Origin of the sequence: Tatumella sp. JGM94 (genome assembly GCF_018257595.1) — a bacterium.
GTDB classification, from domain to species: domain Bacteria; phylum Pseudomonadota; class Gammaproteobacteria; order Enterobacterales; family Enterobacteriaceae; genus Tatumella; species Tatumella punctata.
On record NZ_JAERJN010000028.1, the window covers coordinates 24,061 to 36,877 of the forward strand.

Below are 12,817 nucleotides of genomic sequence, written 5' to 3' on the forward strand. Positions count from 1 at the left end.
ATCCGGAACTATCGGGGTGAAATGGTTGAGGAGTTTGGTTAGCCAGGTCATGAATCCTCCTGCTGTTTAATCAGCTCTCTGGTTTTCTTCCTGTAACGCACCCTGAGCAATTCCAGTTCTTCCCTGGTGTATCGGTGTGGCTCGTTGTTGTTTTCGAGCGCCTCGACCCGCTCAGTGCCGATTTTGGCTATCAGATTGAGACGGTACGGACCGATATTTCCGGAGTGGTGGGTATTACAGGCTGAGCATTGGCTATTACAGTTGTCCTCGTTGAACCGAAGCTGACTGGCCTTTGCCGTAGTCCGGTAGTGCCCTGCGTGATAACTGACTGCCGACCGACTGCCACAACTGATACAAACCTCCCCGTCCCGCGCCCTGATGAAGTCGTTAAACGCCCGCTGGGTCATGTTCATCCAGTGGCTTAATGGCTTCAGGTCTGCTTTACGTTCCCGGTGCGCTTTCCGATCGGCAATAGCCTGCCGCTCAGCCTGTTTAGCTGATTGGTGCTTGCTATATTGGATTGCGCAGGATGGTGAGCAGACTATCTGGGTGGTGGTGCGGGGGAAGTATTTCGATTTACAGTGGCGGCAAGTTTTTGGTTTCGGCTTCTTCTGCCTGACCATCATCACCTCCCAGGTCGTAAAAGTTAGGGCTCTTTGCGCTGTAAAGCTCACCACAGGTATCACAGAGCTGGTTATCAGTGGCCGGGAATCCGCAGGCAGTGCAGTCAGTTTGCATGACACCCCCTGAGGTAACTATCCAGCAGTTTTACACGGCCAACAGATGGCATTGTGCTTTTCCGGTAAACATTGGCCCACGCCCGTGCAGGATCGGTTTTGAACTGAATTTTGTCGTTATCAATCAACCACCGGAGGTCCTGGTTTACTTTACTGGCATGAAACCCTGTTGCTGCGACTATTTCACCGTTGGTTAACCAGCGGCCGTCCTCGAATAGATCGAGTATCTTTTGTCGGTATGGTGTCATAAGACTTCCTCAGAAAAAGGCATACAGCCTGTTTAGGATGTTCGGGTCTTTGGTCCCCGAGAATATGTGTTTGATGGCGGCGTTAATCAGTGCGCTGTACACCTTCTCGAACCGCTCCTGGTCCATACTGGCGAATGCCAGACTTTCTGCTTCCGTTCTGACGTCACCGTTTAACCGGACTGTCTGGACATAAAAACCGGCCAGTATCGTCAGGTCTTTACGGAACCGGTCAAACTGGCTGTGCTCGTCCATATGCTCCAGACCGGCACGATTGGCGCACCAGTGATCGAAGCAAAAGCCAAAGAAGGCCATTACCTTGCGGTGAAAGGACGGATTACGGGTCAGTTTGATTTCGGCGGTGTAGGTTTCGCCGGTTTTGAAGCGCTGGAGTCGTTCGAGGTCAATGTCGTTTGCTGGAGAGAATACGCCGCCTGAGTGTTTCACCAGGTCGAATTGCATTTTCACTTCTCGATAATGAATTTAATACAAGTACGTTCAATTTATAACAATGAAAAGGGCCGCAAATAAGCGGCCCTGATAGTGCGTCATCATGCAATTATATTTTCCTTAACGGCTGCCCTTCTTCAGCCCATGATCTTGTCATCGCAAGTAAAGCCAGTAACTGCTCTTTATCCATTGCGATGTGACCATTTTTATTAATCAAAAATATCAATTCTCCATCTTGCTCAATTTTAAAGCCAATCGCGTGTTCAGTATCAAATATCTGCATGTATCCGCCACGTTATGAGTCGCAGAATAGCGACTGCCGTATAAAAGTAGTCTGTATTGGGCTATATGTCATGAGATATATCTTATTTTATACCGACAGAGTGATATTTTAGCTTCTAAAGCTCATTTCCATCACTTAGAGCCATGACTAATACATCAATAAGCACCGATACTTCACCGGCCATCAGACAGAAATCGGCGTCAAACCGTGCCGCGACGTCTTCCCGGTCGATATCGTTGTTCTGCTCCAGTAGTTCAGTGGCTGGCTTGATACGCTTCAGTTGTAGGCTGTCAGTGAGCGTAAACTGAATACGCTCCTGCCAGTCAATGCCTACGCTGGTAACGCGCTTCCCGGCTTCGATATGGGTTGATACCTCATCGCTGACCAGGGCCTGTTTTTTACAGCGGACGGTTCCGCCTTCTTCCAGCACCGCTTCCAGTTCGGCTTCGTCCAGTAGCGACATTCCTGCCGGTGTATTGCCGTCCCGCACCCACTCAGTCATCGTCAGCTCAACTGGAGTTTCCATAGTCAGGGGCACGACAGGCAGTGAGCCGAGTGATTTACGCAGCAGCGCCAGGCAATCTTCAGCTCGTTTCGCGCTGGAGGCATCAACCACAATCAGCTTGCCCTGCGTGTTAATCCAGATACGTTCCTGCGTATAGCGACTGAATGCCCGGGGTAAGAGCGAGTGAAGGACTTCGTCCTTCAGGCTGTCTTTCTCGGTCTTTTTCAGCTTGCGCTGCTGCTCAGCTTCCAGCTTTGCGATCTTCGCTTCCAGTGCCTGCTTGATAACCGGTGCCGGGAGGATTTTCTCTTCGCGCTGAATGGTAAGCAGGATGTGGCCACCGGAGATATGGGCCAGTTGGTCGCTGAATGCTTCGCCCATTGGCGGTACCCAGCCAGCTCTTGCCATGTCCTGCGATCCGCACGGCGTGAACCGGCAGTGCTCCAGTAATTCTTCCAGCTCGTCCAGGATAATGACGTCACGGGTCATACGGTAAATTGCCGCATTCTTAAAAAATTCCATCGGGTAGTCCTTCGGGTTGGTTGTGGATGAAGTATGTTGGGGTAGTTAGTTTGGGTATTTCGGCGCCTTAGAGCACTGACTTCTAACGCATATGAGATTTAAGGATATTTTTTAGCTTAGCCACATGGTCTACCATGCTCATAATTAACACTGGAGAGGTAAGCAAATTGAAAATTAATCACATAACGCAGGTACCTGATGGAACGTTGTTCGATGCTAACCATGATCCACGGATTCTTGAATTAAGAGAAAAAGCGAAATCTATTTGTTACGACTACAATGCTACCAGGCCAGGCAGCCAAAAATTACGGACCTCCATGATTCAGCAATTACTCAAAGGCTGTGGCGACCATCCCACGATTGAGCCCCCATTTGTCTGTGATTATGGGAAAAATATCTCGATTGGTAATTACTTTTACTCAAACCATAACCTGATAATCCTTGATACTTCTGAAGTGACAATCGGAGACAATGTTTTCATCGCACCAAACGTGAGTATTTATACGGCCGGGCACCCTCTTGATGCAAAGCGTCGCAATCAGGGACTTGAATACGGTAAGCCTGTGAGCATAGGTAATAATGTCTGGATCGGAGGTGGAGTGACCATCACTCCGGGTGTAACCATCGGAGACAACTGTGTCATTGGAGCCGGGAGCATTGTTACCAAAGATATACCGCCAAACATGCTAGCTGTCGGGAATCCATGTCGAGTGTTGAGAGCTATCAGCCAGGATGATGCTGACCGTGAGTTTTTTTGACATTTGGTGAGCTGCAGCCCAATTGAACAGAATACACTGAGTATTCCTTCGGGTTAGTTGTGCCGGGACTGTTTCATCATCTGCCGGATATTGGCGATGTGTGATTTTGCTGTTTGGGTAGTTGACGGTATGTGCAGCTGGGGTATCTGCTTGCGCGGCTCGGGAATTTCTTCACCGGAGGTTATCCGGTCAGTCATGGACTTTAGCTGCTTCCCGCACCGCTGCCGCAGTTCTGATTCCGTCAGGTTGCCGGCCTGCATCTGGCTGTACAGGGTGGTGATCATCCAGTAATCCGCGTTGTTCTCCCAGGGATAGTTCTCAGGACACTCGTAGAATCCGCGTTCTCCGCAGTATTTCATCACCCGCCGGTACAGCTCGTCAGCATCCGGCAGTCCGGCGGCATGGCAGGCTCCGGCCTTACACTGCTCGATGAACTGACCCGGTGACGGCATAAACGGAGTATCTTTCGCCCTCGCCCATTTCATGCCAGCCGTCAGCTGTTCCCGGGAAGTGATCCCGTTTTCAGCGAAAGCAGCAATCCACTGTTTTTTTGCGGCTGATTCGTCTGCCGGAGTGCGCAAATTTGTTGCGGATGCCGCCGGGAATACTTGCCGGAACTGGCGGAACAGTGCGTCGACCAGATGCTCTGCCTCGCTGTTGACCACGTTTTGTGATGGCTTATCAGGATAGTTACCGGCAATCTGCGATAACGCCTTGGCATCACGGCTGGTAACCGCCTGAAGTAATCGGCTCATATGAATTCCTCCCACGATTCAGCGCTGTTCCAATGTGGCTCAGGCTGTTGGTTGACGGGTGGTACTGGTCTGCCCTTCGGTTTGAATAGTCCCTGGTAACCGTTGGCGATACTAGAATCAATCACCGATGCCGGGTTATGCCCTTCATCGTAGCATTCGCGTAGCAACTTGAAGGCCTTGGTCACAGTGACCTGAGTTTTGATTGGCTTACCAGACTGACGACGGTATTCAACCCATTCGCTCCAGGACTGGCTGTTCAGGAAGTCAGGAACGGGAATACTCAGGGGGTCAAATTTCGACGATTCCCCCTTGGGGGATTTAGGGGGTTTATTACTTTCTTTCTTTTCTTTTGGATAATGTCTTTTGTGTGTCTCTGGATTAGAGACAGGTAAAGTCTCCAACTTAGAGACACTTTTTGTCTCTGGCTTAGAGACAAAGTTACTAACTTGGAGACACTTGCTGAATTGCCACGCCGAAACCTCCTTGTTAACCCCGATTTGATTCCCTTCCATTAACAGGCAATTCATTGAAAGCAGTTCTTTTTTTGCTTTGTTGACGTTCTGTCTCGATATCCCGGTAACCTGAGATATCTGCTCGTCAGCAATGCGATCTGTTTTCTTGTTGAAGCCATACGTTTTACGGATGTAAGCCATCATGACCTTCAGCTGACGCGCTGTTAAATCGGCGCTTGCGATAGCCTCCAGTAGCTCGTTAGCGATTTTGGTATAACCATTATCGGTATCGACCACACGGCGCTCCACGGCCCGTAAATCGGGCCTGATTGGTGAGATATTGTCATATGCGAGGTTCATTAAACCTCCCCTTGCCGGATACCGGCTCTGTAATCTTCCAGGATGAGAGTGATTTCTCTGGCGGTACCGGATGCCAGAAGCAGATGATCATCACCGCAGTTATCGTTCTGTAATGTTGCGTCTACCAGAAGCTCTACAAGCCGTCTGGCTTTGGATGCGTTAAACAGAGGCATAGCGTCAGCACGGGTTATTTTCTTCTTCCCCGCGGCCTTAGCCTTATCCAGTTGCCCGACCGCTACAGATGTCGCATGCGGACCGTGCTCACGGGATAACGCTACGGCGGTTGTTGCCGCGACCTCGCCAGAACGAACCATGTCGAGAAGCTCAGTGCCGCAACGGACCAGATCCAGATGCAGGTTAACGTCCGATACTGACCGTTTAACCTTTCTGGCAATCTCTGCCGGTTCCCATCCCTGGTTAATCATCCGCAGATACGCAGAGCCACGCTCAATCGGTGTCAGAGGCTTACCCTGGGATGAGGTGACCATAAACGCGATACGGTCAGCATCAGACCCGACGAAGTCCTTACACTCAATGCGCAGGATCGGGTGCCCTGCTTCCGTAGCGGCCAGCGCCCCGTAATAGCGGTGGTGACCATCCAGAATCTTGATACCCTTCTCTGTGACCTGAACGGCCAGCGGTGGCAGGTATTCACCGGCAATGAACGCATCCCGGAATTCGGCAACATGCTCCTGATCGATTTCGCGGACGTTAAAGCCAGGTTCGACGTACAGTTCAGACAGCGGTACCACGTAAGTTTTGTTAACTGACGTGCCGGTACCGTTTTTCTTTTTGTGCTTGTAAAGCTGATAAAGTGAAGACATAATTACCCCTGTAAATTGATCCAGTTAAAAATCAATTGTTATCTGTGAAGAATCCTCGGCGGCTACCGGGGATTTTTTATTGGTGAGAGCTTTAAATACTTCCTGAAACGCCCTGCTGATCGGACTTACGTCTGATGCCATTCCGAAAGCACAAAGCACCGAAGCAATAAATCTCCAGTCCGTTCTGCTTATCTTCGATTCGTGACACCCTACGAGAGTCGCCAGCTTGCGCTGCGTTAATGTGGCAAGATTGATGAGCAAGTCAGTCTCTGCTCGGTCTATGGCCCTCTGAGAAAGCTTGCTGTTACTTGCGTTATCCATTGCTTAATATCCTTGTGTGTTTAGTTGAGTGATCAGCAAAGGCTGTCACTTGAGTTGGTCCCTGGTATTCCGAGGGTGGCTGACTGTTAAAGAGCGGGTGGTACTAAGCGGCAGTTGGTGGTAACAAATCATCCAAAGATACTGATGCACCTTTAGTGTTTAAAACCTGGAGAATCTTTCTGCTCATTGAAATGCTTAACTCTCGTCGGCCATGCTCGTAATGACAGATAGCACCGGCAGTCTTTAATCCAATGGCAGAAGCGAGTTCTCCTTGAGTCATGCCCAGCCGCTTACGGATAGTTCGTAGGTTGTTCATGATGTCCTCCTTTTAATATGAGAAAGTATACATTCCGTATCCCAATCAAACAAGTGAAATATACATTTTGTGTATCGATTATATTTATACGGATTGTATTATTTAGGGATGAATATGAAATGGTATGAATTAGCCAAGATCCGAATGAAGGAACTTGGGGTGAGTCAGGAAAAATTAGCAGAACACCTTGGGTTAACTAAAGGTGCGATTAGTCACTGGCTTACCGCAAAAAGAGAGCCGAGCATTGATGAAATAGCAAAGGTGATGGATTTCCTAGGGTTCAAAGAGTTTACCGTGAACCGAGATGGGACAGTCTCCGCTGCTTCTGGCAATCAAAATGTAAGTGACTTTGAGCCATATAAACCAGGGAAGGAATACCCTGTTCTGAGCTCTGTACAGGCCGGTTGCTGGGCCGAGGCTATAGAAGCCTATACCATCAATGATGTGAACGAATGGCTAGAGTCTGATGCGCATATTCAGGGCGAGGCGTTCTGGTTACAGGTCGAAGGTGACTCGATGACTGCACCAACCGGAATGAGCGTCCCTGAGGGTATGTATGTGCTGTTTGATACTGGCAAAGATGCCATCAACGGTAGTCTGGTGATTGCAAAGCTGGTCGATTCCAATGAAGCCACATTTAAAAAGCTGATTATCGACGGTGGTCAGAAGTACCTGAAAGGTCTAAATCCGGCATGGCCTATGGTCCCTATTAATGGAAACTGCAAAATCATCGGCGTCGCAGTGGAAGCAAAGATGAGATTTAAGTAATACTAAGAGTACTTTTGCGGGTAACCAAGAAGATAAAGATATCACTACCATAGAAGATTGAATGTCAATGTCCATTGAGTACCCGTCTACTTAAAGTGGCGGTTTTTTAATAGGTGCCTTATATTAACTTCACCATTATTATATATTGATTTAATTAGTGGACGTTATGACTGGAAGCAATAAAACGTTAAAAAAATAAATCCAGACCCACTTATTAAACAATGGCCCTTTATCTTTAGTGATAAAAATCCCTTTTTATCATGATGCTATTATACTAGCGTATAACTTGTTTTTGTATTTGGTAGGATGTTTCATCAGGATACCAGCCCCAACCCCATCCCGGCATGTAAGTATTATAGGCTGCCCCCCACTGATTTTGCCAGTACGGTCCAAAACCATAATCCATAACACCTATTGGAATTATGTCATCTTTCACCTTCCAAATTTGATAACCAATAAGGTCTAAGCGAATAAAATTATAATCAAAATTACCAACCCTACCTTCAACTATGCTATTTACAGTACCAAGCACTGTAACAAAATGCCCCCTCAAAGAAATAGGATCTATGAATTCGTTCGCTTTCACCATCACTCGGCCTTGGTAATTCCGGTTTATCTCAGGGCGAGCACTATCATTCAGAGGTAGAGTGACAATTTCAAAGAGAGTTTCTTTGTTATTATTTATGACATTTGTGACTCGCCCACCGATTCTTACTTCCCTTCCTTTATAAAAGGGAAAGTCTCCATACATGGTTGAATATGTTTCATTTTTTACTGCGCTGTTAGTTCCTTTGATGGATTGAGGGATAGATACACAACCTGACAACATAACCGCTGCTATCGCAATAGCTACTAATTTAATTTTCATGGCGACCCCATTCATTGATGATTATCAACACTAAATAAATCAATACATCGACAATTGCTCATAATTATATATCAGCACAAAGGAATTGGGTTACTTTATTGTTATTTACATGCATCACTAAAAACTATTATACCTAATAAAAAACGCCCACAAATCAGACATTACTGCTCATCCTCATGCGGGCGAAGGGTGGATGCCTATTCACTATATAAATCATAGCCATACAAGAACTATACTATAATATGGAATATTTCATAATCCCCATAAGAACACCTACTCCTTAAGGGAAATTAGAATGTATACGATGCACCAATCATCAGGTCATTAGATGATGCTTTAATTTTAGACCTATAGGACTCTCCGTCATACGAACGAGATATGTCAGCCTTACCGCCATCAATATATTTATAGCTCGCGTCAATAGAAATATTTTCGGTCAGTGAATATTTAACACCTACACCTACATCCCATGCGAAGTTTGTTTTTGAACCAGACATGCTTCCGTTTGCATCAGCTGAAGAGAATTCATTATTTAGCTTAACATCAGCAACACCCAGGCCAGCTGTAATGTATGGTGTAAAGTCAGATTGATTATGGAAATCATAGTAACCATTAAGCATATAAGTATCTAAGCGTACTTTATTACGGGTACTAACACTACCATCATCAGCTTGTCCAACTGATTTACTTTTCCCTCTGAACATTGATTCAATTTCAACCCTCATAGGAAATTGGTATTGTGAATAAAAATCATAACCTACCGCAACACCACCACCAAAAACACCTCGAGTCTTATCAGCAGATTTTGAATGGTTGCCAGCAAAATCATAATTAATATCATGATTTCGGATGATAGAATCACCAATTTTACCACTTAAATAAATCCCAGAGGTCTCTGCAGCTGAAGCATATCCAGCAGACATAGATAAGATGGCTACTACTGATGCTGTGATGATCTTTTTCATGAGATAATTTCCATTCAGTTTGTCAGTTCAGTAAATTAATTTTATACCATAAATAAAAAATCTGCCGAAATCCTGAGGTGAAATCTAAAAAAAATTGAACTTTTTTGACCTAGTGCAAAAAGATACCCCTCAGTGGCAGTTGTTAAGCAGATGGAAGGAAGATCCGAAGCTACCCTGTATAACTGGCGTAGTTACAAATCGTTCCGCGGCTGGCGGATAAGGGTGTTCATTTGGCAAGTGAATCCACGCTTTACCACGATTTGCGCCGGTCAGGCGAAGTGCACCGCCGGGGGCGTCAGGCACGGCAACATAAGGCCACAGTCACGACAACCTGTACCTCCACCGGGCCCTGTCAGGTCTGGTCATGGAATATGACCTGCATATGATAACTGACCTGTACAGCCGGAAAATAACTAGGTATGAGGTGAACAGGCTGCTGGCGGTATCCGCTGTTACTGCGCGCAGATAACGGAGCAGCCATGAAATCACAGATGCTGCAGATGAAACTGCACGAACTGAATATCACGCCGTTCCACAGCCGTCCGCGGGTGAGTAACGATAATGCGGATTCAGAGTCACTTTTCCAGACGCTGAAGTATGTACCGCAGTGGCAGCCATCAGGGTTAAGAACACTGTCGGATGCCCGTCGTTGGGTAGAAAAATTTACCCAGTGGTCCGTCACAACGGCATACGCTATGTGACGCAATCAGAGCGATATCGCGGAGAAGATCATGTGCTCCTGAAACAGCGTGATAAACTGTACCGGAGCGCGAGATAGGCCCATCCTGAACGCTGGTCAGGTAAGCGAGAAGCTGGCCGCAGGAAGGTCCGGTAACGTTAAATCCAGAACGGGAAATACAGGCGGCTTAAATTAACCAAGGGCTAAAACTATCTTGATGAAATAAAAAAGACCCCGCAGGCCTTAAGGCTACTTCTGGTTTAAGTGCGGCGAAAAAAGCGAATCAAAAACAGGATCACAAAAAATAGCAGCTTGGCTTTGATTGATTCATCCGATAAATCAGTTATGTCTGCTTTTGGCACACAACTGTCATTCAGATCAACTTCATCATGAGATGTTAGCTATACACCAATTTTAGTTGACGATGGTCAAATAATATGTAAACGATCGCCAAGTAAAAGGCAAGTGGGTAGTCAAGCCAGATTCAATTACGCAGCACTATCGATATGAAAAAATAACAATTAAATCTAACCTCCCATCTCTTCCCGACATTCACAGGGCGGGATTTTTTCGTCTGTGAAAAATAAATAGTCTTTAAAAACAAACATATCGTATTTATACTCGAATTAAGTATACATTTTGTATTGCATGTAATGGATACGTTTTGTATATTTGCCACATCGAAACGAAACATCGATGCGGTAAACGGACTATCTACCGCGCCGGACATGAAGTCAGGCTGCTATTTAAAAACAAGGTTCCTGTGAATACACAGGCCGAAGTGAGTTCTTCGGGGAGTGGTGAATGCGCAGGCTGATGCGTAAGTGTAAGACCTGATGGGTATCGTGACTGACTGGACGAAAAAAATGTTGAGTAAGCGGCCCTAAAGTCCAGTGATAGCCCAATAAACAGTAACCGAAATCTTCGCCCCGGTGAAACTCCGGTGTCAACTAGGTTGCTGATAGTCATGCCGGAAAATCAGTGCCGGCCACCACTCCACCAAAGAACTTACAGAGGACATTCCAATGAACAGAAACAGACGCCGCATGGCAGAGTTCAACGCCCGTAAATCAGCAGAAGCTATGCAGTTGAATTCGGTAGATCGGGTTGAGCAGGCACTGAAAGCACCGAACTGGCGCAACCGTCCTGAGCTGGTATCGCAGTGCATGTCAGATGTCGCAATTGACTCAGCCGGACACCGCACCAAAGGTAACCGGATTACATGCACCGGCCGCCAGAAGTCGCGCGGTCGTTCGATTCCTTTAGTGTGAGGTGAAGTATGGAAAAGCACGACGAAGAACTGAGGGCTGCCGTCCAAGCATTCTGTGACGAGGAGGGTATTAGCTTCGAGGAGGCTGTAAAGGTGGCAGTTAGCGCGCTGGAATATGAAGTCCAGCGCAGGAAAAGATTTAAAGGTGTTTCTGCATGTGGTGGATCTACCGCTTAGTGAGATACCAGGCTATATCAGCGACCTCAATAACCAGTAAGCTAAAGTTTTGATTAACTGACCGAACAATACCCATGACGTCATTTCTGACGTTAGCTGCGCTGGAATCAACATTTATTACGTATTCAGCGGTTGGAAGGTAAACCATGATAAATCTGTATCTTGAATAGATTGGTTATAGCCTCTAATTCTCATTGATTCATGTAGTTTAGTGTAGTCGTTTGAATCCGCACCGTGCAGCTCAACTCGAACAATAAATCTTGCCATTAATTAGCTTCCCTTACCTGCCTGTGGAATAGCCAACGTAGCAGTTTCCTTTGTCTGTGGAAAGCAGGGAAAACGGGAGCCTGTCCCGGTAAAAACAGGCGCTATTTTTATGTCCTGATATATTTAGATAGGTTGATGAATTAAGAAATTCTGAATGCTATTCTCGCATCCAACCATAGTTCAGCATGTCGTCAACAACATTGTTTATTGTCTGTTCGCCCTGAACTGTAACATCTTCATCAGTGAGAGTCCTGCCGCAACCGCCGCAGGTGACGCCATCATACCCATTACTGGAGTCAAAACCGGCTGGAAACACAAGGCTTTGACTACCACATTGCGGGCAATGCAGATATATATCACACGCCATAGCTACACCCTCATATTATTAGGTCAATATATAAACAATCAGTTTTATTTATATATCAAGACTAGGGATAGGGGTAATTAAGCCCGTAAAAAAGGCACTAAAGCATCATTTTTAAAGCCTTCTGATATCAGCCCTTCATTCGTGGAGGGCTTTTTTATGCCTGTAATACAAGCGTCCATTCACTGAGTGGACGGTTATATGACCACATTCAGGAGAGGATTATGGAAAGCACAGAGTTACAGCTTTACAGCCTGCCAAAGACGGCAGGTGAACTGGAAGCAGCGTTTATCAGTGGTGATTACACCGACCGGCTGATTGAAGAAATCCGCGCTAAAGCAAAGTCAGTCGTTGGTGACATCAACACTGCCAAAGGACGTAAAGCCTACATCAGCATGGCGGCCACCGTTCGCAGCTCAAAGGTAGCGATTGATGATGCCGGTAAGACGCTGGTCGCTGAAATGAAAAAGCGCCCTGCCCTGGTTGATGCCAGTCGCCGGAAGATTCGCGAGGCACTGGATGAACTGGCTATCGAAATCCGTCAGCCGGTGACCGCTTGGGAAGCCGAGCAGGAACGCATCAAGGCAGAAGAAGCACTAGCTACCGCCCACGCCGAAGCGCTGGAAATGAATGACGTATTCGATAAGACCGCGGCTGAAAAATTCGAATCCGATCATGAAATCGCCCTGCTGATGAATGACAAGTTCGACCGTGACCGAGCAGAAGCCGCCCGGCTGGTAGAACAGCAACGCATTGAGCATGAGCAACGCATCGCCCGGGAAGCTGAAGAACGCGTGAAGCGTGAGGCAGAGGAAAAGGCCCAACGTGACCGAGAACAGACTGAACGCCGGGAACGTGAGCTACAAGCCGCAGCCGAAAAGGAAAAACAGGAGCGTATCGCCGCAGAGCAACGTGCCGAGCAGCAGCGTAT

Annotated in this window: 17 protein-coding genes and 1 pseudogene; 5 read left to right on the plus strand and 13 right to left on the minus strand. The window is 46.9% G+C overall.

The genetic code is table 11. From position 1 onward, the window contains the following. Window positions 1-47: 47 nt before the first annotated feature. The 6 genes from JK216_RS15820 to rdgC form a co-directional block, all read right to left on the minus strand. Entirely contained in the window at window positions 48-626 is a 579-nt protein-coding gene (locus JK216_RS15820; protein ID WP_349290172.1) for a recombination protein NinG, read from the minus strand. Then, complete coding sequence (locus JK216_RS15825; RefSeq protein WP_212709628.1) at window positions 577-738, minus strand: hypothetical protein; 162 nt, start codon at window positions 736-738, stop codon at window positions 577-579. Before JK216_RS15825 ends, JK216_RS15820 begins: the two co-directional genes overlap by 50 nt. Beyond that, complete coding sequence (locus tag JK216_RS15830; protein ID WP_212710874.1) at window positions 728-985, minus strand: hypothetical protein; 258 nt, start codon at window positions 983-985, stop codon at window positions 728-730. The genes JK216_RS15825 and JK216_RS15830 overlap by 11 nt, the downstream gene beginning before the upstream one ends. Window positions 986-994: 9 nt before the next feature. Then, the gene (locus tag JK216_RS15835; RefSeq protein ID WP_212712103.1) at window positions 995-1,444 is read right to left on the minus strand and encodes a DUF1367 family protein; all 450 of its coding nucleotides are present in this window, start codon (window positions 1,442-1,444) and stop codon (window positions 995-997) included. 97 nt (window positions 1,445-1,541) lie between these two features. Next, a complete protein-coding gene (locus tag JK216_RS15840) occupies window positions 1,542-1,715 on the minus strand; it encodes a hypothetical protein (protein ID WP_212709631.1) in 174 nt (57 codons plus the stop codon). A 115-nt stretch (window positions 1,716-1,830) separates the two neighbouring features. Continuing rightward, entirely contained in the window at window positions 1,831-2,742 is a 912-nt protein-coding gene (gene rdgC / locus JK216_RS15845) for a recombination-associated protein RdgC (RefSeq protein ID WP_212709632.1), read from the minus strand. Between the two features lie 167 nt (window positions 2,743-2,909). Here rdgC and JK216_RS15850 point away from each other — a divergent pair, with 167 nt between their 5' ends. Beyond that, window positions 2,910-3,500, plus strand: coding sequence for a sugar O-acetyltransferase (locus JK216_RS15850; protein ID WP_249213191.1), 591 nt, complete (start codon window positions 2,910-2,912; stop codon window positions 3,498-3,500). Window positions 3,501-3,553: 53 nt separating this feature from the next. On the opposite strand, the gene JK216_RS15855 is transcribed toward JK216_RS15850, so the two are convergent. From JK216_RS15855 to JK216_RS15875, 5 genes are all read right to left on the minus strand, one after another. Beyond that, window positions 3,554-4,255: a replication protein P gene (locus tag JK216_RS15855; protein WP_212712104.1), complete on the minus strand. Its 702-nt coding sequence runs from the start codon at window positions 4,253-4,255 to the stop codon at window positions 3,554-3,556. Further along, window positions 4,252-5,067 (minus strand): replication protein, encoded by an 816-nt coding sequence (locus JK216_RS15860; RefSeq protein ID WP_212712105.1) that lies wholly within the window; start codon window positions 5,065-5,067, stop codon window positions 4,252-4,254. Before JK216_RS15860 ends, JK216_RS15855 begins: the two co-directional genes overlap by 4 nt. Next, complete coding sequence (locus JK216_RS15865) at window positions 5,067-5,891, minus strand: DNA-binding protein (RefSeq protein WP_212712106.1); 825 nt, start codon at window positions 5,889-5,891, stop codon at window positions 5,067-5,069. Before JK216_RS15865 ends, JK216_RS15860 begins: the two co-directional genes overlap by 1 nt. 24 nt (window positions 5,892-5,915) lie before the next feature. After that, window positions 5,916-6,212 (minus strand): CII family transcriptional regulator, encoded by a 297-nt coding sequence (locus tag JK216_RS15870; RefSeq protein WP_212712107.1) that lies wholly within the window; start codon window positions 6,210-6,212, stop codon window positions 5,916-5,918. A 103-nt stretch (window positions 6,213-6,315) separates the two neighbouring features. Beyond that, window positions 6,316-6,528: a helix-turn-helix transcriptional regulator gene (locus JK216_RS15875; protein WP_212709637.1), complete on the minus strand. Its 213-nt coding sequence runs from the start codon at window positions 6,526-6,528 to the stop codon at window positions 6,316-6,318. Between the two features lie 108 nt (window positions 6,529-6,636). Here JK216_RS15875 and JK216_RS15880 point away from each other — a divergent pair, with 108 nt between their 5' ends. Continuing rightward, complete coding sequence (locus JK216_RS15880) at window positions 6,637-7,296, plus strand: LexA family transcriptional regulator (RefSeq protein ID WP_212709638.1); 660 nt, start codon at window positions 6,637-6,639, stop codon at window positions 7,294-7,296. A 274-nt stretch (window positions 7,297-7,570) separates the two neighbouring features. On the opposite strand, the gene JK216_RS15885 is transcribed toward JK216_RS15880, so the two are convergent. Together JK216_RS15885 and JK216_RS15890 are read right to left on the minus strand one after the other, a co-directional pair. After that, complete coding sequence (locus JK216_RS15885) at window positions 7,571-8,164, minus strand: Slp family lipoprotein (protein ID WP_212712108.1); 594 nt, start codon at window positions 8,162-8,164, stop codon at window positions 7,571-7,573. 290 nt (window positions 8,165-8,454) lie between these two features. Beyond that, a complete protein-coding gene (locus JK216_RS15890) occupies window positions 8,455-9,129 on the minus strand; it encodes an outer membrane protein (RefSeq protein WP_212712109.1) in 675 nt (224 codons plus the stop codon). Window positions 9,130-9,608: 479 nt separating this feature from the next. On the opposite strand from JK216_RS15890, the gene JK216_RS15895 reads away from it, so the two are divergent. From JK216_RS15895 to JK216_RS15905, 3 genes and pseudogenes are all read left to right on the plus strand, one after another. After that, complete coding sequence (locus JK216_RS15895; RefSeq protein ID WP_212712110.1) at window positions 9,609-9,830, plus strand: hypothetical protein; 222 nt, start codon at window positions 9,609-9,611, stop codon at window positions 9,828-9,830. 1,003 nt (window positions 9,831-10,833) lie between these two features. Next, window positions 10,834-11,079, plus strand: a complete 246-nt coding sequence (locus tag JK216_RS15900; RefSeq protein ID WP_212712111.1) for a hypothetical protein — start codon at window positions 10,834-10,836, stop codon at window positions 11,077-11,079. A 1,031-nt stretch (window positions 11,080-12,110) separates the two neighbouring features. Continuing rightward, a pseudogene (locus tag JK216_RS15905) lies at window positions 12,111-12,817 on the plus strand (hypothetical protein); the annotation flags it as partial.

Bases quoted from the DNA above. Each gene is read 5' to 3' on its own strand.
- JK216_RS15855 (WP_212712104.1), bottom strand. From the start codon at position 4,255: ATGAGCCGATTACTTCAGGCGGTTACCAGCCGTGATGCCAAGGCGTTA.
- JK216_RS15840 (WP_212709631.1), bottom strand. From the start codon at position 1,715: ATGCAGATATTTGATACTGAACACGCGATTGGCTTTAAAATTGAGCAA.
- JK216_RS15865 (WP_212712106.1), bottom strand. From the start codon at position 5,891: ATGTCTTCACTTTATCAGCTTTACAAGCACAAAAAGAAAAACGGTACC.
- JK216_RS15870 (WP_212712107.1), bottom strand. From the start codon at position 6,212: ATGGATAACGCAAGTAACAGCAAGCTTTCTCAGAGGGCCATAGACCGA.
- JK216_RS15885 (WP_212712108.1), bottom strand. From the start codon at position 8,164: ATGAAAATTAAATTAGTAGCTATTGCGATAGCAGCGGTTATGTTGTCA.
- JK216_RS15880 (WP_212709638.1), top strand. From the start codon at position 6,637: ATGAATATGAAATGGTATGAATTAGCCAAGATCCGAATGAAGGAACTT.
- JK216_RS15860 (WP_212712105.1), bottom strand. From the start codon at position 5,067: ATGAACCTCGCATATGACAATATCTCACCAATCAGGCCCGATTTACGG.
- JK216_RS15835 (WP_212712103.1), bottom strand. From the start codon at position 1,444: ATGCAATTCGACCTGGTGAAACACTCAGGCGGCGTATTCTCTCCAGCA.
- JK216_RS15895 (WP_212712110.1), top strand. From the start codon at position 9,609: ATGAAATCACAGATGCTGCAGATGAAACTGCACGAACTGAATATCACG.
- JK216_RS15890 (WP_212712109.1), bottom strand. From the start codon at position 9,129: ATGAAAAAGATCATCACAGCATCAGTAGTAGCCATCTTATCTATGTCT.
- JK216_RS15900 (WP_212712111.1), top strand. From the start codon at position 10,834: ATGAACAGAAACAGACGCCGCATGGCAGAGTTCAACGCCCGTAAATCA.
- JK216_RS15875 (WP_212709637.1), bottom strand. From the start codon at position 6,528: ATGAACAACCTACGAACTATCCGTAAGCGGCTGGGCATGACTCAAGGA.
- rdgC (WP_212709632.1), bottom strand. From the start codon at position 2,742: ATGGAATTTTTTAAGAATGCGGCAATTTACCGTATGACCCGTGACGTC.
- JK216_RS15830 (WP_212710874.1), bottom strand. From the start codon at position 985: ATGACACCATACCGACAAAAGATACTCGATCTATTCGAGGACGGCCGC.
- JK216_RS15825 (WP_212709628.1), bottom strand. From the start codon at position 738: ATGCAAACTGACTGCACTGCCTGCGGATTCCCGGCCACTGATAACCAG.
- JK216_RS15820 (WP_349290172.1), bottom strand. From the start codon at position 626: ATGATGGTCAGGCAGAAGAAGCCGAAACCAAAAACTTGCCGCCACTGT.